Genomic DNA, 18,462 nt, shown 5'->3' on the forward strand with positions numbered 1-18,462 from the left:
ACATGGAACAATTAATGCGCAATTCGTTTCTTTTCTTATCAAAAAATAAAGCGCTAACAAAACTGGCTAAAAAGTATGGTTTACGCTTTGGTGCGGGTCGCTTTGTCGCAGGGGAGACGATTGAATTAGCGACAGCTGCAATTAAATCATTAAATAAGCAAGGGCTTTGTGTAACAATCGATTATTTAGGTGAATTCGTTGATAATGAAGCAGAAGCAAATGAAATGGCTACCCAATCGATTGAAGCGATCCGTGCAATTGGAAGAGAAGGTCTTGAGTCACAACTTTCTTTAAAGATGACTTCTATGGGATTAGATATCTCTGATGAAATCGTAATGAACAACATGCGCCGTATTTTAGAAGCTGCAAAAGAAAATGGTGTGTTTGTTACAATTGATATGGAAGACTATACACGCTGCGGGAAAACAATTGATATCTTTAAACAATTAAAATCTGAGTACGATAATATTGGTACTGTTATTCAAGCTTACTTATATCGTACAGAAAAAGATATGGAAGATTTAAATGCTTATAATCCTAATTTACGTCTTGTAAAAGGGGCTTATAAGGAACCTGAAGAAGTAGCGTTCCCGGACAAGAAAGATGTAGATGACAATTATAAAAAAATTATTAAAATGCACTTATTAAATGGAAATTATACTGCAATTGCTTCACATGACGAAGCGATTATTGAATATACAAAAAAACTTGCCGAAGAGCACAACATTCCAAGGGATCAATTTGAATTCCAAATGTTATATGGTATTCGTAATGAGCGTCAACTTGAGCTAGTAAAAGAAGGCTACAAAATGCGTGTTTACGTGCCTTATGGAAACGACTGGTATGGCTATTTCATGCGCCGTCTAGCAGAGCGCCCAGCGAACGTTGCGTTCGTATTAAAAGGTATGGTTAAAAAATAACCAAGGAGAAAATACTCCTTGGTTATTTTAATTGCTTAAATGCGTAATGTGCCATTTTCTTCGTATCAGGATATAGCTGCGTGCGAGTAGAAGATAATACGACGTTAATGATGCGTTTACCGTCTTTCTCATCAACAGTTACGACTGTATATTTTCCGAGTGCTGATAGACCACTTTTACTTCCAATTGCATATGGATCGTCATATAGTTCTTCCCGCCCATAGTTTGCGATTTTCGGAGAACGCTCTGAAGTATGTAGTGTTGTATGTATTGAATTCATATATTCTAAAACGATCGGATACTTCAAGGCTTCTTTCGTAATAATAGCAATGTCATATGGTGATACTTTATTTCCGAGTGCATCAGCACCGCTTGCATTTTTGAAAGTCGCATGTTTTGTCCCAAGTTCCTTCGCCCTAGCATTCATCATTTTCACAAACTCATTTTTTGATCCTGCGATATGTTCTGCAATTGACTCAGCGATCGGGTCTGCACTAATGATAAGCATAAGTTTTAATGCCTCATCACGTTTTAATTTTTCACCAGCACGAAGCTTAATCTTCTTACTTTGACTTTCTGTTTTTATTGCGTTTTCTGTAACTGTAATTTCTTCATCTTCTTTTACATTCTCAAGTAAGAGAAGAGTTGTCATCATTTTGGCTATACTAGCCGGATAAGAGCGCTCATCCTCGCGTTTTCCATACAAAATTTCACCTGTGTCTGCATCGATTGTAATTCCATATTGCCCAGTAATACTAGGTTGATCCGCTCTTACGGCTTGTTGTCTGTGAGCATAAGAGAAGAAAAGCATCCCTGTAAACAGTGTAGCAATCATTACAATCATAACTATTGTTCGTTTCATTATAATTCCCTCTTTTGTTCCAAATAAATTGGGCAGAAAAAGCAGCCATTAATCATTATGCCACGTTCTCTGCCCAAAAATATAGCGTTATTTTTCGCCCATATTATGCTTCTTATATTGTTGGTTATTACCTTGACGCCCTTTTTCAACACCTTGATTATGCGGGCCTGCATTTCCAGTTACGCTTGCTGCGCTAATTCCAGCTTTCGAAGGGTTCTTCTTAAGTTTTGCCATATATATTCCTCCAGTTTCGTCAGATTATAAAAAGGAAAAGTGCATTTTAATGAAGAAAATACACATGTATAGCATAGCCAAATGAAAGAAAAGTATTTATTTCAGAAAATTTTATCAATAAATATATTGCGAAAATTCAAACTGTATCATATATTTATTAGTAGAGGCTCACTCATTGATTGCGACTTATGTCGAAAAATTGAATGAGCATTCATTCAAGAATAGGGGGAGAAATGGATGTTCCAAATTAAAAAGGCTGCTGTTCTAGGTTCAGGCGTAATGGGCTCAGGGATTGCGGCACACTTAGCTAATATTGGTATTCCGACATTATTGCTTGATATTGTACCACCTGCGCTTACGAAAGAAGAAGAAGCGAAGGGACTTACATTAGAACATAAAAGTGTGAGAAATCGTTTTAGTAATACGGCTGTGCAAAAACTATTAAAGCAAAAACCAGCTCCTCTGACAGTGAAAGGAAATCTAGCACTGATTGAAGCAGGTAACTTAGAAGATGATCTTGAGCGTCTAGCTGATGTAGATTGGATTATTGAAGTAGTAGTTGAAAACTTAGATATAAAGAAGAAACTATTTGAAAAAGTAGATGCTGTTCGTAAACCAGGCTCAATTGTGAGCTCAAATACATCAGGAATTTCCGTTGAAAAAATGGCAGAAGGTCGTTCAGACGACTTCCAGAAGCACTTCTTAGGAACACACTTTTTTAATCCACCACGATATTTAAAACTTCTAGAGGTAATACCGACGAAAGAAACTGATCCACAAGTATTAAGCTTCATGAAACTATTTGGCGAAGACGTTCTTGGAAAAGGCGTTGTTATCGCAAAAGATACACCAAACTTTATTGGAAACCGCATCGGTACGTATGGCTTGCTTGTAACATTACAAGAAATGATTAAGCGCGGCTATAGCGTTGGAGAAGTTGACTCTGTAACGGGTCCATTAATTGGTCGTCCGAAGAGCGCAACGTTCCGTACATTAGATGTTGTTGGTTTAGATACATTCGTACACGTTGCCAATAACGTATATGAAAATGTACAAGAAGAAGAGCGTGATGTATTTAAAGTACCAGCTTTCATGCATGACATGCTTGATAAAAAATGGCTTGGAAGCAAAACAGGTCAAGGCTTCTTCTTAAAACAAGGAAAAGAAATTTTAGAATTAAACCCTGAAACGATGGAATACGAAGCGCGCAAAAAATTAAAAGCTGCATCCGTAGAGTTAAGTAAACAAGAAAAAGGATTAGCGAATAAATTGAAAGCGCTTGTATACGCAAAAGACCGTGCAGGAGAGTTGTTATGGAACATTATCACACCGACTCTTTTATACTCTGCAAAACTTCATAAAGAAATTGCGGACGATATCGTTGCGATTGACCAAGCGATGAAATGGGGCTTCGGATGGGAGCAAGGGCCATTTGAAATTTGGGATGCAATCGGTGTTGAAAAGTCTGTTCAAAAGATGGAAGAAAACGGCGCAAATGTTCCTGCTTGGGTGAAAGAAATGGTAGAGAAAGGTTTCACTACTTTCTATAAACATGATAACGGCGATAGCTACTATTACGATAATGGTGAATATAGGCTAATCGAACGTAACAAAAAAGCAATCTCTCTTAAGCAGTTAAAAGAGAAAAACGGCGTATTAAAGAAAAATAGCGGAGCGAGCTTAATTGATTTAGGCGACGGAATCCTTTGTTTAGAATTCCATTCGAAGAGCAATGCAATCGGTATGGATATTACGCAAATGATTAACTACGCTGTTGATGAAGTAGAGAAGAATTATAAAGGTCTTGTTATCGGAAACCAATCGAAGAACTTCTGCGTTGGTGCGAACCTTGCAATGATCTTAATGGAAGCACAAGACGACAACTACTTCGAAATTGAGTGGGTTGTGAAAAACTTCCAAGATGCAATGACGAAAATTAAGTACTCTTCTAAGCCAGTCGTAGCAGCACCATATGGTATGACGCTTGGCGGCGGTACAGAAGTTTGCTTACCAGCAGCGAGCATTCAAGCTTCTAGCGAAACATATATGGGCTTAGTAGAAGTAGGTGTTGGCTTAATCCCTGGCGGAGGCGGTAACAAAGAGTTATACATTAAACACTTAAACAAAATGGCAAACGGTGTAGAATTCGACTTACAAAAAGTTGCGAATAAAGTATTCGAATCTGTAGCGATGGCGAAAGTTTCTACATCAGCACAAGAAGCTGTATCGAACAACTTCTTAGGCGATAAAGACGGTATTAGTGTGAATGGTGATCACTTACTATATGATGCGAAACAAAAAGCACTTTCTTTATATGAAGCAGGTTATAAAGCACCTATCCGCAAAAAGATACCAGTTGTTGGTGAGACAGGATATGCAGCGCTTGTACTTGGTGCAGAGGCAATGCATTTATCAGGTTACATTTCTGAACATGATCTGCACATTGCGAAGAAACTTGCATATGTCATTGCGGGCGGAAAAGTACCGTACGGAACAGAAGTTGATGAGCAGTATTTATTAGATGTAGAACGTGAAGCATTTATTAGCTTAGTAAGTGAGATGAAATCACAAGCAAGAATGCAGCACATGCTTGTAAAAGGAAAGCCATTACGTAACTAATAACGAGGGGAGATATCGTTCATGAGAGAAGCTGTCATTGTTGCGGGAGCAAGAACACCAATTGGAAAAGCAAAGAGGGGTTCATTAAAAACAGTTCGTCCTGACGATCTAGGGGCGTTAGTAGTAAAAGAAACGTTAAAGCGTGCGAATTATGAAGGACCAATCGATGATTTAATTTTCGGTTGTGCGATGCCAGAAGCAGAGCAAGGTTTAAATATGGCTCGTAATATCGGTGGGCTAGCAGGACTTTCTTACGATGTTCCAGCCATTACAATTAACCGTTACTGTTCTTCAGGTTTACAAAGTATCGCTTACGGAGCAGAGCGCATTATGCTTGGACACTCTGAAGCTGTATTATCAGGCGGAGCGGAATCAATGAGTTTAGTTCCAATGATGGGACACGTTGTTCGTCCGAATAGTCGCCTTGTAGAAGCAGCACCAGAATATTATATGGGTATGGGACATACAGCAGAGCAAGTTGCTGTGAAATATGGAATTTCTCGTGAAGAACAAGATGCATTTGCAGTAAGAAGTCATCAACGTGCTGCGAAAGCATTAGCTGCAGGGAACTTTGCTGATGAAACAGTATCTGTAGATGTAACATTACGTACTGTTGGATCAAACAACAAACTGCAAGAAGAAACAATCATTTTCGCACAAGACGAAGGTGTAAGAGCAGAGACAACATTAGATATTTTAGGTAAATTACGTCCAGCATTTAATGTTCGCGGTTCTGTAACAGCTGGTAACTCTTCACAAATGAGTGACGGTGCAGCATCTGTACTATTAATGGATCGTGAAAAAGCAGTGAGTGATGGCATGAAACCACTTGCGAAATTCCGTTCATTCGCAGTAGCAGGCGTACCACCAGAAGTAATGGGAATCGGTCCAATCGCTGCAATTCCGAAAGCGTTAAAGTTAGCTGGCTTAGAGCTATCTGATATCGGTCTATTCGAACTAAACGAAGCATTCGCTTCTCAATCGATCCAAGTTATTCGTGAACTTGGTTTAGATGAGGAAAAAGTAAACGTAAACGGCGGTGCAATCGCACTTGGACATCCACTTGGCTGTACAGGAGCAAAACTAACACTATCTCTTATTCACGAAATGAAACGCCGCAACCAACAATTCGGTATCGTAACAATGTGTATCGGCGGCGGAATGGGAGCAGCGGGAGTGTTTGAATTACTATAAAAAAAGTGTAAGCGGCTCGCTCAGAATGTGAGGGGGATGGAGCTTCAGACGTAGAGGCGCTTTTTGCCTCGCAGGAAGAAGCGAAGCCACCGGAACTGGATTAGATAAAAAGAATGGAAGCAACAAAGGTTTATAAAAAATAAATGGGAGAGCCAGCTTCTTTCAAAATGAGAGAAGCTGCTCATGAAAATATAAAGGAGGAAATTTTCATGGAAAAAACAGTAGGAAATGCGGTTAAAGGCGGTAGCTTTTTAGTAGATGAGATTACGATTGATCAAGTGTTTACGCCAGAAGATTTTTCATCTGAGCATAAAATGATTGCAAAAACGACAGAGGACTTTATCGTAAATGAAGTTCTTCCGGAGCTTGAATATTTAGAGCAACACGAGTTTGATCGTTCTGTTCGTCTTTTAAAAGAAGCTGGTGAACTTGGTTTACTAGGCGCTGACGTACCAGAAGAGTACGGCGGAATTGGCCTTGATAAAGTAAGTTCAGCGTTAATCGCAGAGAAATTCTCTCGCGCAGGTGGTTTTGCAATTACTCACGGTGCTCACGTAGGTATCGGATCGTTACCAATCGTATTATTCGGTAACGAAGAGCAAAAGAAAAAATATTTACCACTACTTGCAACTGGTGAAAAATTAGCTGCATACGCATTAACAGAGCCAGGTTCAGGATCTGACGCATTAGGTGCAAAAACAACTGCACGTTTAAATGCTGAAGGTACACATTACGTATTAAATGGTGAAAAACAATGGATTACAAACTCTGCATTCGCTGATGTATTTGTTGTATATGCAAAAATAGATGGTGAGCACTTCTCAGCATTTATCGTAGAGAAAGAGTATCCAGGCGTATCTACAAGCCCAGAAGAAAAGAAAATGGGTATTAAATGTTCTTCAACTCGTACGTTAATTTTAGAAGATGCATTAGTACCGAAAGAAAATCTACTTGGTGAAATCGGTAAAGGTCATATTATCGCGTTCAACATTTTAAATATCGGTCGTTATAAATTAGGTGTTGGTACAGTCGGATCTGCGAAACGTGCAGTAGAAATTTCAGCACAATATGCAAACCAACGTCAACAGTTCAAACAACCAATCGCTCGCTTCCCATTAATTCAAGAGAAACTTGCGAATATGGCAGCAAAAACATATGCAGCTGAAAGCTCTGTATATCGTACAGTAGGTTTATTCGAAAGCCGCATGAGCACATTATCTGAAGAAGAAGTAAAAGACGGTAAAGCAGTAGCAGCTTCTATCGCTGAATATGCAATCGAGTGTTCTTTAAATAAAGTCTTCGGTTCTGAAGTATTAGATTATACAGTAGATGAAGGTGTTCAAATTCACGGTGGTTACGGATTTATGGCAGAATACGAGATTGAAAGAATGTACCGTGATTCTCGTATTAACCGTATTTTCGAAGGAACGAACGAAATTAACCGCCTAATCGTACCAGGTACGTTCTTACGTAAAGCGATGAAAGGTGAATTACCACTTCTTCAAAAAGCACAAAAATTACAAGAAGAGTTAATGATGATGATGCCAGAAGAAGTAGGCGATGAGCCATTAGCACTTCAAAAATATTTAGTAACTAACGCGAAGAAAATCGGTTTAATGGTAGCTGGATTAGCTGCTCAAAAATACGGTAAAGCATTAGATAAAGAGCAAGAAATTCTTGTGAATATCGCTGACATCGTAAGCAACCTTTACGCAATGGAATCAGCTGTTCTTCGTACAGAAAAAGCAATTAAAACAACTGGTCTTGAAAAGAATAAACAAAAAGTGTTATACACTGAAGTATTCTGCCAAGAAGCATTCAATGAAATCGAAGCAGATGCGAAAGAAACACTTATCGCAGTTGAAAATGGCGACATGCTGCGCATGATGTTATCATCATTACGCAAATTAACACGCCACACGCCACTTAACGTAATTCCGAAGAAACGTGAAATTGCTGCGAAAATTTTAGAAGATGAGCGTTATACAGTTTAATATCTTTAAAGAACGGTAGTCGTATAAACGACTACCGTTCTTTTTTTTTGAAAAAATGAAATTTTTAGTGACATAAAACTAATGCCATTAGTATAATGAAACTAATATCGTTAGTTTTTTGGAAAAGGAGCTGGAAATATGAGAATGATACATGAAAAAACGGTATATCAATTGTCATTTTTACCAAGAGTGTTTCCTGTGAATTGTTACTTTGTGGAGGAAGAAGATGGTTTAACTTTAATTGATGCGGCTTTGCCATATAGCGCAAAAGGTATTTTACAGGCGGCTGAGAAAATAGGGAAACCAATTACTAAGATTGTATTAACGCACGCGCATGATGATCACATCGGTGCATTAGACGCATTAAAGGAAGTACTTCCTGATGTCCCAGTCTATATTTCTAAGCGGGACGCAAAGTTGTTAGAAGGAGATACGTCGTTACAAAAGGATGAACCGAATATACCAATAAAAGGCGGTGTACCGAAAAAGGTAAAAACGGTACCGGATGTTTTATTGGAAGAGGGCGACCGAGTTGGATCGCTTCTTGCGATTATGACACCGGGACATACGCCAGGATCCATGTCGTTTCTTGATGTACGAAATAAAGCTCTTATTGTCGGGGATGCCTTCCAAACAAGAGGAGGTATGGCTGTTTCGGGACAAATGAAATTTTGGTTTCCGTTTCCTGCGATGGCAACGTGGAGCAAAGAAATATCATTACAAAGTGCAGAGAAGCTAAGAGAATATGAGCCTTCCTTGCTTGCGGCAGGACATGGAAAAATGATAAAGGATCCAGGCACTGCCATAAAACTTGCTATTAAGGAAGCTAAGCAGAATATAGAAAGTATGAAAGAGGGTTAATTTATGTCACCGAGAATCGGACTTACATTACAGAAAATTGTAGAAACAGCTGCAGAAATTGCAGATACAAATGGAATACAAGAAGTAACATTAGCTTCATTAGCGAAAAGGTTAGGGGTACGTTCGCCCTCGCTATATAATCATGTGAAAAGTTTACAAGATGTACGGAAAAATCTTGGTATTTACGGAATAAAGCAGCTGCATAACAGACTGGAAGAAGCGGCCTCGGATAAACGTATGGATGAAGCAATTCATGTATTAGGAGAAGCGTACGTAGCGTTTGTCCGAAAACATCCTGGGTTGTATGAAGCAACCTTTTTACGAGATGAAGAAGTAAGAAAAGCAGGTGACGGAATTGTAAAGCTTTGTCTTCAGATTTTACAACAATACGGCTTAGAAGGAGAGAATGCACTTCATGCGACACGTGGATTCAGAAGTATTTGTCATGGATTTGCGTCGATTGAACAGCAGGGTGGATTTGGTTTGCCGCTAGATTTAGATACAAGTTTACATGTGTTATTGGAAACGTTTATTAAAGGATTACATGTAATGAGAGATTGAATAAGAAGAGAGACAACGTGAATTTGTTGCTGATTATGCTTTTTGTATAGTAGGCTGCGGTTTGCTGGAGGCAAAATTACAAAAGGATGTGAAGTGAAATGTTTGCAGGACATTTTGGCTTAGCGGCAGTAGTGAAAACAAAGTCACCTAAACTACCACTTTGGGCTCTCATGTTAAGTACACAATTATTGGATATCATTTTTTTACCGCTTTATGTTTTAGGAGTAGAGACAATTGAACCTATTAATAGTAATGGTTATGGTGAAGCGATCATTCACGCGGATTATTCACACTCTTTAATAGGAGCACTGTTTATTGCTTTTGTTGCAGGAATGTTGGGTATGAGGTTTTGGGGCAAGCGGAGTGGCTTTGTTGTTGGGGCTGTAGTTTTTAGTCATTGGATTCTTGATTTACTTGTGCACCGTGCTGATTTGCCGTTACTTCCAGGGAATTTCGGAGATTTACCTATGCTTGGTTTTGGGTTGTGGCGATTTCCGGCTATTAGTATCATATTGGAATGTATTCTTATTGCGGTGGGTGGCATATTATACTTCCGATTTACCGTTTCCAGTGCGGGCGAACAAAAGAAATGTATAGCACGAGTAACCGGCGGATTGGTAGTTGGATTATTAATTCTTTCGTTACTTATAAGTATGGCGTCTTGAATATGAATAGCCGGAAACCTTAGAAGCAATTCTAAGGTTTTTTAGTGCATATGATTCCAAAAAAACAGTAGGCTTTTTCCCATTAAATGATATTATCTTGCAGGTTTGAAAAATGTGTATATGGCTAAGGAAAAGCAAACGAAAATAAATGCGATAGGATCTTGATATGGATTAGGTTCAGAGCCCTTCTGGATTTCTGTAAGGAAGTCATGTGTTTTCATGTTCATTTCTCCTTTAATTAATAAGTTTTATATGATGCGAGGGTTATGGTGGATAGATAAGAAATTTTTGAAATTCCATCTAATGATTATTTTATAGTAATCTAATTCCAAAAACTATATAATACAAAGCTTTCATGATATGTAAAATTGCATATTATTCTTTTTGAAATTTTTGTTATATTATCTATATATTTTCATTAAAGGATTTTTGTTAAGGTAATGAAAACAAATGGAGGAATAGTATGAGAAAAACAGTATTAGACGCGTATGATGCAGAAAGAGAAGTAGATAACATAACATATAAAAATCTAGTTGTAACGATTGCAAGCATTTTAGGGTTCTCACTATTAGGGGGATTATTCCTTGCTTTAGCCCTTGGGATTTTTGGAGAAGAGGTATTACGTGCTAATTTAGAGGGGTATTATTTACTTCTATTTGATGCAGCTGTTGTTACTATTGTTTTATGTGCTTATAAACCAGTGCTTCATTTTATTAAGAACATTTGGAATGTATCTGTTTTAAAAAATGGGAAAACCTACTTGTATTTATTAATAGGTTTTATCGTCATTGCATTAACTCAGTATGTAATGTTAGAGTTGTTTAGCTTTGAAAGTGCAGAGCAGCAACGAGATCAATTAGGGAGCTTAGGACTTCAAAATAGTCTACAAAGTATTATATATGTGTTAAGTGTTGCTATAATTACACCAATTAAAGAAGAAATTTTATATAGAGGTATTTTGTATCGATTTTTTGAAAAGAAATATAGTTTTCTAGTTGGTATCATTATTTCTTCCTTCATCTTTGGGATTCTTCATGGTGGTTTTCCGATTACGGCAATGATTATGGGGATTGTATTTGCTATGTTATATAAGAAAACACAATCTATTGTACCTAGTATCATTTTACATATTGTATGGAACCTACTTGTGAGTATAAGTATGATTGTTTCTTTATAAAATTGAATGAATATTTAGCGGAAAAGATGAATGGCCTAGCTATTCATCTTTTATTTTGTTTATATGTGGGAAAAGTTAATGAATACAATCCAAAAAGAACCAAATACTAATGATGAATGAACAAAGAAAGGCGGGTATGTTATATGCAAAACTTAACAGAGCTTGAAGTTGAAAACTTACGTCATTTAATTGGTGGACATGCGACGATTATTAACAAATTGGAACAGTATGCACAGGCTTGTACGGACCCACAGCTAAAGCAAATGCTTGAGAAGGATGCGCAAGATGCACGAAATACGAAACAACAATTAATGACTTTCCTAGGATAGGAGGAAGCGAAAGATGAATGAAAAAGATATGGTAAATGATTATTTAGCAGGGTTAAATTCAAGTTTAACAAGTTATGCAAATTATATTTCTCAGTCTGATAATGAACAGTTACATCAAACGTTAATTCAAATTCGTAATCAAGATGAGATGCGTCAGCGTAATATGTATGAATACGCAAAGCAAAAGAGTTATTACAAACCGGCAGCACCTGCTAATCCAATGATTGTACAGCAATTAAAAAGTCAATTAAGTGCGGAATAGTGTGATGAATGAAACGAGCGAATGGATTCGCTCGTTTTTTTTGTTTGGTATATGTCAATAAATACATAAAAAATATTTTTCCAGTTGTAACAAATATGACGAAAATTGAATATAACAATTCACAAAAAGGACAAAAGTTTGTTCAATATTTCACAAAGTATCCATGGTTTCTATCGTGGGAATCTCTATAATGAAGAGTGTAAAGAACAAAAAATAGATTACATGATCGATTAGGAGAGATTGCTATGAATAGAAACACAAGAAAAATTGCAATTATCGGTACTGGATTAGTTGGATCAAGTTGTGCGTATTCCATTGTAAACCAAGGAATTTGTGAAGAATTATTATTAATTGATATAAATCATGAACGTGCAGTTGGAGAAGCGATGGATTTATCGCACTGCATTAACTTTACAAATACAAGAACAAAAGTATATGCCGGAAGCTATGAAGACTGCAAAGATATGGACATTGTAATTATTACAGCAGGACCAGCGCCGAAGCCTGGACAAAGTCGTTTAGACACTTTAGGAGCAAGCGCCAAGATTATGGAGAGTGCTGTGAATGGCATAATGGAAAGTGGATTTGATGGCATTTTCTTAATCGCATCGAACCCAGTTGATATTATTACATATCAAGTGTGGAAATTATCTGGATTACCTAGAAATCGTGTGATTGGTACTGGTACATCATTAGATTCTTCTCGCTTAAGAACTATTTTATCTGAAATGTTACATGTAGACCCTCGTAGTATTCATGGGTATTCATTAGGAGAACATGGTGATTCTCAAATGGTTGCTTGGTCTCATGTAACTGTTGGTGGAAAATCCATTCTGCAAATTTTAGAGGGACAAAAAGAACGCTTAGGTGAAATAGATTTAGATGAAATTGTTGAGAAGACTGCAAAAGCTGGATGGGAAATTTATAAGCGTAAAGGAACTACTTATTACGGAATCGGAAATTCTTTAGCTTATATTGCGCGCTCAATTTTCAATGATGATCACCGTGTTATCGCTGTTTCAGCTATTTTAGATGGTGAATATGGCGAATACGATATTTGTACAGGAGTACCAGCAATTATTACTAGAGACGGTGTAAGAGAAGTTGTAGAACTAAACTTATCAGAAGATGAAGAAAGTCGCTTTGCAAAATCAAACGATGTTTTACGCGATTATATGAAAACAATTGGTTACTAAATTATAGGAGAAGGTGAAACAAATGAAGGAATATATAATGTCTCGTGTGTTTAAAGCTTCTGCTGGAATCGCACAGGGTATTTTCGTATCCCTTGGAATTGGTTTACTGATCGAAAATATAGGAAGAATTGTTGATATCCCATTACTTATTACAATCGGAGTTGTTGCAAAATCACTTATGGCACCAGCAATTGGAGCCGGAATTGCTTTTATGCTTGGTGCAAACGGACTCGTAATTTTCTCAGCAATGGTAGCTGGAGCAATTGGAGCAGGTTCCATTTCAATTACTGAAGCTGGTCTCATCATTAAAACAGGTGAACCAATCGGTGCATTATTAACAGCGACTTTAGCAGTTTATATTGGTAAACGATTAAGCGGAAAAACAGCTTTAGATATGATGCTCGTTCCATTTGCAGCAATATTAGGTTCTGGTTTAGTCGGTATTTGGTTAGCTCAAAATATTAGCCCAGTTTTAAATGCAGTTGGAGCATTCATTAAAGATAGTTCAGCTGGTAGCCCGTTCGTCGCTTCTATCGTGATTGCTGTAGTTTGGGGATTATTACTTATCTCTCCAGCTTCATCAGCTGCTTTAGCGATAGCGCTTAGCTTAGATGGTGTTGCAGGAGGTGCAGCTCTTGCAGGATGTGTTGCTCAGTTTATCGGATTCTCTGTTATCTCAGCGAAAGAAAATAATTTAGGTGGCATATTAGCTCAGGCACTTTGTACTCCGAAAGTACAGTTGCCGAACATTACTAAAAATCCAATGATCCTCATCCCAACTGTCGTCGCCAGCGCTATAGTAGGTCCAGTATCAGCATTAATTTTCCAACTGGAAGCAGGGAAAGAAATTGCAGGTCTTGGATTAAGTTCCCTTATCGCACCAATTAATTTAATTTCCAGCCAAGGATGGGAAGTTGTCCCAGCGATGATAATCACTTATATCATCATCCCAGTAGCTGTTTCTTATATACTTTACATCGCTCTTAAAAAAGCAGGTCGTATTCACTCAGGTGATATGACTGTACCGCAATCTTAATTTGAAAATCTCCTTTTATATAGAGAAAAGCAGACTGGAAGCCACAGTCTGCTTTTTACATCTTTTGATTTTGTTTTACTGGAACACGTACGGTTTCTTTTGCTAATAAAAGCTGAACGCCGAAGTAAAGTATGCTTGCAAGCGTCATTCCAGAAATGGCGTCTACAAATGCGTGTTGCTTCGTAAATAGCGTTGATAAAATAATAAGCGTACCGAAGAACGTAAGGATGTAATATTCAAAAGCATGTTGTTCTCTACGTTTAAAGGCAGCTAGCATAATGACAAAGGTAGTAAGAACGTGAATGCTAGGGAAACAGTTTACCGGTTGATCAATACTATAAATATAGCGGACTAGTTCGGAAAATACGTCTGTTCCAACGACTGTTGGACGTGGTACAGTTGTCTGCCAAAAATAATAAATAGAAAAACAAGCAAGCTTTCCAAGAATAACACTACTTAAAGTGACATAATATTGTTTTCGATCCGCAAAGCAGTAATAAATAAGTGCGCCGTATAAGTAAGGAAACCAAAGTAAATAAGGAATAATAAATGCTTTAACAAATGGAATCCAATCATCTACTACAGTTGTGACATCCACTGCGTGTACAGTAGATTTATTTAATACATCGTAAAGGGGACTTACGAGTACGAGTAGAAGTATATAACTTAACGGAAGAAAAGATGAAAGTTTAAAATTCTTCATGATAAGCTCCTATGTTTTAGTAATGTAAGTAAATTCAATTGATTATAATATAGAAAATCCAATTGGGCTATCGATTTCACTTACATTTTCTTGAATTTACCTTACACTTTTGTCACTTGACTTAAAAGAGGGAGAGGGTGCTAAATGAAGCGTTCATTTTATTTCTTAGTTTTTATATTGTTATGCCTAGTGGGTACTGGGTGTGCAAAGGATAAAGAAGGAGAGAAATTAGAATACAACGGGAGAGCACTCGTAATTGGAGTTGTTGGTGAAAAGCCGAAAGATACGTTTAGGAATATAAAGTTTGAAAACGTGAAGTTAGAAGAGATGCAGGAGAAATCAGCAAAGGTTGATGGTTTTCTCGTCATGAAAGAATATTTTCAAGAAGCATCAAAGGAACAGTATACGGACTTATTTTTATCATTAAAGAAACCCGTGTTTTTTATCGGTTTAAAGGATAGACCATATTTGATTTTTACTGAAAAAGATTTAGATTATGACAATGCGCCAAGAGATAGAGCGATGATGTATACGCAAGGGTTTGTAAACATGGGAAGCCCTGAAGGACAGTATTGGGGTATGGGGTTATATAATGATACTGTTTCCAATCAAAATATTCATAATATGTATATCATAGTATTTCAAACAATTTCGGACTATTTAAGTCGATGATGAAGGAGCCTGTAAAAGGGCTTTTTTATTTTTAAACAAACGTTTGTTTAAGAGGTATGTTCGGTAGGGCAAAATCTATGTATTCCAAAGGTCGAGGTGGAAAAACATGAAATTAATCAAACGTTTGCTTAAGATATATGTTCGGTATGAAAAAATATATGTATTTCAAAGGTTGAGGTAGAAAAATTGGAAATTAATCAAACGTTTGTTTAAGATATATGTTCGGTGTGGGATGAGAAAAAAGTTTTAAAAAAATTATATATTTATTTTTCCTTAGTAAATGGCGGAAAAATAAGAAAAATTAGCAGGATTATTAAAAATTATCACGAAATAAGTAAAAGTTTAGCGAATAATCGTTTGAAATAATAAAACGTTTTCTATATGATAAAGGTAAAGGTTAGTAAAAAAGTAGGTGAATTTATGACAGTAACATTTTATTCATATCCAAAGTGTGGCACATGTCAAAAAGCAAAAAAATGGTTTGAGGCAAACGATGTAGCATATGAGATGATTCATATTGTTGAAAATCCACCGTCAAAAGAAGATTTACGTAATTTACATGAGAAAAGTGAATTGCCATTAAAAAAATTCTTTAATACAAGTGGAATGCGTTACCGCGAACTTGGTTTAAAAGATAAGTTAAAGGATGCAAGCGAAGACGAAATGTACGAGCTTTTAGCATCTGATGGCATGTTAATTAAACGTCCAATTGTAACAAATGGAACGAGTGTAACACTTGGTTTTAACGAAGAGCAGTTTGAAAGTGTGTGGAAAAAGTACCAATAAGGTATTTTTACATAATTAATACATTCACTGGAGGTACAGTCATGAGCATTCCAAATAATTTACGTTACTCTGAAGAACACGAATGGGTAAAAACAGAAGGTAATGCGGTTGTTATCGGTATTACTCATTTTGCGCAAGGTGAGTTAGGCGATATCGTATTCGTTGAACTTCCTGAAGTAGGTGCAACAATCCAAGCTGACGAGCCATTCGGAAGCGTAGAATCTGTTAAAACAGTTTCTGAATTATACGCACCTGTAAGTGGTAAAGTTGTAGCAGTAAACGAAGAATTAAGTGACCAACCAGAACTTGTTAACGAATCTCCATACGAGGGTGCATGGATGGTTAAAGTTGAACTTTCTGATGCAAGCCAAGTTGAGAAGTTATTAACTGCAGAAAAATATGCAGAAATGACAAACCAAGACTAATTATAGTCGACTAAAGGACAGCCTTTGTGCTGTCCTTTTTTATGTTGTGTTACATAATGAATTTGAAAGCACATATACATTAATTATCATATAGGAGAAGAGTTTTGAAAAACTTTTTCGTAGATGTTTCATGTTGATTGAGCGGGTTCTGCTTTTTATTGTGATCCAGCTCCAGCGGCTAGATTGTTCGGTGACTTCGCGTCTTCCTGCAAGGCCAAAAGCGCCTCTACGTCAGGAAGCTCCATCCCCTTCACAATCTAAACGAGCCGCTTGCGATTTTCTTTGTCTAGCTCCACCTCCTAGCCCTTCATGTCTAAGAACCTTCCGCACGAGAAGACAAAAAGCGTCTTCTGTGCGAAAGAACCTTAGCCAACAGGGCTAAACAGTCGGTCCCGCTTTTCTTTTGCAAAAATAAACAGGAAACAACATGAAAATAACGAATATACTATATACTAAGTTAAAGGTTGTATAGTATATGGTGATCGGGTGATGACATATGATTTATGTGGAAAAAGTCATTATTGTAGAAGGTAAGTCAGACAGAAGAAAGATTGAATCTATTATTCGTGAACCGGTGGAAATTGTTTGTACAAATGGTACAATTGGTTTGTCGAAAATGGATGAGCTCATTGATCAATTTTTTGATAAGGACGTATATGTGCTAGTAGATGCTGATGATGCAGGGGAAAAGTTAAGGAAACAATTTCGAAAAGAATTTCCGCAAGCAGAGCATATTTATATCGATCGCTCGTATCGCGAGGTGGCGACTGCGCCATCTTCACACTTAGCAAATGTATTATGGGGAGCTGACATTGACGTTTATACAGAATATTTACGGTAAGGAATGATAGAAGTGATTGACTGGACAGGTACCGAAGCTACAGCCCTAATAGAAAACGAAGAAAAAACAGTGCTATATGTATATACACCAATGTGTGGAACATGCCAATTAGCAAAAAAGATGTTAACGGTTGTCGAGATGACGATTGAAGATTTGAAAATTGGAATGTTAGATTTAAATTATGCTCCGCATTTAGCGAAAGAGTATGGGATAGAAAGTGTACCTTGTTTACTTGTTTTTGAAAATGGGACACTAATGAAGAAGATATATGCATTTCATTCGGTGGAATATTTATATACGGAATTAAAGTAGGCGGCAAAGTTTTTGCCGCCTCGACATATTTCTTGGGAAATATGTCGAGATGCAGGGTGGTTACAGTATTTGTCGAGCGAAAGTTACAGGATTGCTCTTTAGTGAGAGGGAATGGTATGTGTAATAGAAAGTGATATGAAGGATGTGATTTAGGGTGAAATTATATTCTTTGCTACAATCATTTGTAAATTACGCTAATGGACAATATCATTTAGAACCGCTTTTAAGACAAGGAGAAAGAACTGTTAATTTTCGTTTTGGAGATGAATGCTGTTCATTACAAATTTCAAGGGATTATATTGAACTTTTGAAAGAGGAAAGAGGAACAGAACAAATCGTGTGTTTAGGGGAAGAGGATGTAAAACGTTTGGTGAGTGGAAATATAAGGTTGCAGACGTTAATGAGCGATGGGCGTGTGCAATATTCGGGAACGTATCGAACGATGTTGTTAATTGAATCAATGTTTCATATATGTAAGCCGATGTCAGTGGGTGCTTAAAAGTCTGAAGTTTCTTTTTTTGCGAAAATTTCTGTTGACATGGCGTATGGATATTGATACAATTCAATTCATAAAATATAGACAATTTAATAAATTACAAATCAGACGAAAATTTAATCTGATTTCTCTTATCAAGAGAGGTGGAGGGACTGTGCCCTGTGAAGCCCGGCAACCGTCAACTTATGTTGAAATGGTGCCAATTCCTGCAAAGCAAATGCTTTGAGAGATGAGAGAGAGGGATAATGTTGTTATATACGCATATAAACCTTTCTGCTTCTCTAAAAGCGGAAAGGTTTTTTGTTGTTTGAATGTGG

Annotated in this window: 22 protein-coding genes and 1 riboswitch; of the genes, 18 read left to right on the forward strand and 4 right to left on the reverse strand. The window is 37.1% G+C overall.

Annotated features, from left to right (window positions below; all coding sequences use genetic code 11):
• The first annotated feature begins 2 nt into the window (after positions 1 to 2).
• Positions 3 to 920, forward strand: a complete 918-nt coding sequence (locus tag SJY24_RS05135) for a proline dehydrogenase family protein (RefSeq protein ID WP_377863954.1) — start codon at positions 3 to 5, stop codon at positions 918 to 920.
• Positions 921 to 942: 22 nt separating this feature from the next.
• On the opposite strand, the gene SJY24_RS05140 is transcribed toward SJY24_RS05135, so the two are convergent.
• Positions 943 to 1,782: a D-alanyl-D-alanine carboxypeptidase family protein gene (locus SJY24_RS05140; RefSeq protein ID WP_377863955.1), complete on the reverse strand. Its 840-nt coding sequence runs from the start codon at positions 1,780 to 1,782 to the stop codon at positions 943 to 945.
• 87 nt (positions 1,783 to 1,869) lie between these two features.
• Entirely contained in the window at positions 1,870 to 2,016 is a 147-nt protein-coding gene (locus SJY24_RS05145) for a YuzL family protein (RefSeq protein WP_001096346.1), read from the reverse strand.
• A 237-nt stretch (positions 2,017 to 2,253) separates the two neighbouring features.
• Between SJY24_RS05145 and SJY24_RS05150 the strand changes: the two genes are divergently transcribed.
• The 6 genes from SJY24_RS05150 to SJY24_RS05175 all read left to right on the forward strand — a co-directional run bounded on the left by SJY24_RS05150 (position 2,254) and on the right by SJY24_RS05175 (position 9,910).
• Positions 2,254 to 4,635: a 3-hydroxyacyl-CoA dehydrogenase/enoyl-CoA hydratase family protein gene (locus tag SJY24_RS05150; protein ID WP_377863956.1), complete on the forward strand. Its 2,382-nt coding sequence runs from the start codon at positions 2,254 to 2,256 to the stop codon at positions 4,633 to 4,635.
• A gap of 21 nt (positions 4,636 to 4,656) precedes the next feature.
• A complete protein-coding gene (locus tag SJY24_RS05155; protein ID WP_001206343.1) occupies positions 4,657 to 5,829 on the forward strand; it encodes an acetyl-CoA C-acetyltransferase in 1,173 nt (390 codons plus the stop codon).
• Between the two features lie 209 nt (positions 5,830 to 6,038).
• A complete protein-coding gene (locus tag SJY24_RS05160; protein ID WP_000416295.1) occupies positions 6,039 to 7,823 on the forward strand; it encodes an acyl-CoA dehydrogenase family protein in 1,785 nt (594 codons plus the stop codon).
• Between the two features lie 138 nt (positions 7,824 to 7,961).
• Entirely contained in the window at positions 7,962 to 8,684 is a 723-nt protein-coding gene (locus SJY24_RS05165; RefSeq protein ID WP_242311111.1) for an MBL fold metallo-hydrolase, read from the forward strand.
• A gap of 3 nt (positions 8,685 to 8,687) precedes the next feature.
• The gene (locus SJY24_RS05170; RefSeq protein WP_242311110.1) at positions 8,688 to 9,245 is read left to right on the forward strand and encodes a TetR/AcrR family transcriptional regulator; all 558 of its coding nucleotides are present in this window, start codon (positions 8,688 to 8,690) and stop codon (positions 9,243 to 9,245) included.
• A gap of 98 nt (positions 9,246 to 9,343) precedes the next feature.
• The gene (locus tag SJY24_RS05175) at positions 9,344 to 9,910 is read left to right on the forward strand and encodes a permease (RefSeq protein WP_242311109.1); all 567 of its coding nucleotides are present in this window, start codon (positions 9,344 to 9,346) and stop codon (positions 9,908 to 9,910) included.
• A 92-nt stretch (positions 9,911 to 10,002) separates the two neighbouring features.
• On the opposite strand, the gene SJY24_RS05180 is transcribed toward SJY24_RS05175, so the two are convergent.
• Entirely contained in the window at positions 10,003 to 10,131 is a 129-nt protein-coding gene (locus SJY24_RS05180; RefSeq protein WP_264539414.1) for a hypothetical protein, read from the reverse strand.
• Positions 10,132 to 10,373: 242 nt separating this feature from the next.
• Here SJY24_RS05180 and SJY24_RS05185 point away from each other — a divergent pair, with 242 nt between their 5' ends.
• The 5 genes from SJY24_RS05185 (at position 10,374) to SJY24_RS05205 (ending at position 13,910) form a co-directional block, all read left to right on the forward strand.
• Positions 10,374 to 11,087 carry a CPBP family intramembrane glutamic endopeptidase gene (locus SJY24_RS05185; RefSeq protein ID WP_242311108.1) on the forward strand — a complete coding sequence of 238 codons (714 nt, stop codon included), beginning with the start codon at positions 10,374 to 10,376 and terminating at the stop codon, positions 11,085 to 11,087.
• 143 nt (positions 11,088 to 11,230) lie between these two features.
• Complete coding sequence (locus tag SJY24_RS05190) at positions 11,231 to 11,416, forward strand: hypothetical protein (RefSeq protein WP_002089398.1); 186 nt, start codon at positions 11,231 to 11,233, stop codon at positions 11,414 to 11,416.
• A gap of 13 nt (positions 11,417 to 11,429) precedes the next feature.
• A complete protein-coding gene (locus tag SJY24_RS05195; RefSeq protein ID WP_002015950.1) occupies positions 11,430 to 11,678 on the forward strand; it encodes a spore coat protein in 249 nt (82 codons plus the stop codon).
• Positions 11,679 to 11,923: 245 nt separating this feature from the next.
• Positions 11,924 to 12,874 (forward strand): L-lactate dehydrogenase, encoded by a 951-nt coding sequence (locus tag SJY24_RS05200; RefSeq protein WP_483861724.1) that lies wholly within the window; start codon positions 11,924 to 11,926, stop codon positions 12,872 to 12,874.
• A gap of 22 nt (positions 12,875 to 12,896) precedes the next feature.
• Entirely contained in the window at positions 12,897 to 13,910 is a 1,014-nt protein-coding gene (locus SJY24_RS05205; protein ID WP_377863957.1) for a PTS sugar transporter subunit IIC, read from the forward strand.
• A gap of 55 nt (positions 13,911 to 13,965) precedes the next feature.
• On the opposite strand, the gene SJY24_RS05210 is transcribed toward SJY24_RS05205, so the two are convergent.
• Positions 13,966 to 14,613 carry a phosphatase PAP2 family protein gene (locus tag SJY24_RS05210; protein WP_377863958.1) on the reverse strand — a complete coding sequence of 216 codons (648 nt, stop codon included), beginning with the start codon at positions 14,611 to 14,613 and terminating at the stop codon, positions 13,966 to 13,968.
• Positions 14,614 to 14,757: 144 nt separating this feature from the next.
• On the opposite strand from SJY24_RS05210, the gene SJY24_RS05215 reads away from it, so the two are divergent.
• The 6 genes from SJY24_RS05215 to SJY24_RS05240 all read left to right on the forward strand — a co-directional run bounded on the left by SJY24_RS05215 (position 14,758) and on the right by SJY24_RS05240 (position 18,148).
• Positions 14,758 to 15,285, forward strand: coding sequence for a hypothetical protein (locus tag SJY24_RS05215; protein WP_377863959.1), 528 nt, complete (start codon positions 14,758 to 14,760; stop codon positions 15,283 to 15,285).
• A gap of 420 nt (positions 15,286 to 15,705) precedes the next feature.
• Entirely contained in the window at positions 15,706 to 16,071 is a 366-nt protein-coding gene (locus SJY24_RS05220; protein ID WP_000218970.1) for an arsenate reductase family protein, read from the forward strand.
• A 41-nt stretch (positions 16,072 to 16,112) separates the two neighbouring features.
• Entirely contained in the window at positions 16,113 to 16,496 is a 384-nt protein-coding gene (gene gcvH / locus SJY24_RS05225; protein ID WP_000026895.1) for a glycine cleavage system protein GcvH, read from the forward strand.
• Positions 16,497 to 16,992: 496 nt separating this feature from the next.
• Complete coding sequence (locus SJY24_RS05230; protein WP_000640865.1) at positions 16,993 to 17,337, forward strand: toprim domain-containing protein; 345 nt, start codon at positions 16,993 to 16,995, stop codon at positions 17,335 to 17,337.
• Positions 17,338 to 17,340: 3 nt separating this feature from the next.
• Positions 17,341 to 17,649, forward strand: a complete 309-nt coding sequence (locus SJY24_RS05235) for a thioredoxin family protein (RefSeq protein ID WP_080028970.1) — start codon at positions 17,341 to 17,343, stop codon at positions 17,647 to 17,649.
• 154 nt (positions 17,650 to 17,803) lie between these two features.
• Complete coding sequence (locus SJY24_RS05240; protein WP_000781227.1) at positions 17,804 to 18,148, forward strand: hypothetical protein; 345 nt, start codon at positions 17,804 to 17,806, stop codon at positions 18,146 to 18,148.
• A gap of 125 nt (positions 18,149 to 18,273) precedes the next feature.
• Positions 18,274 to 18,381: riboswitch (SAM riboswitch) on the forward strand.
• The last annotated feature ends 81 nt before the right edge of the window (positions 18,382 to 18,462 follow it).

This window comes from Bacillus sp. R86525 (assembly GCF_042466195.1).
In the GTDB taxonomy this organism is placed as follows: Bacteria; Bacillota; Bacilli; order Bacillales; family Bacillaceae_G; genus Bacillus_A; species Bacillus_A nitratireducens.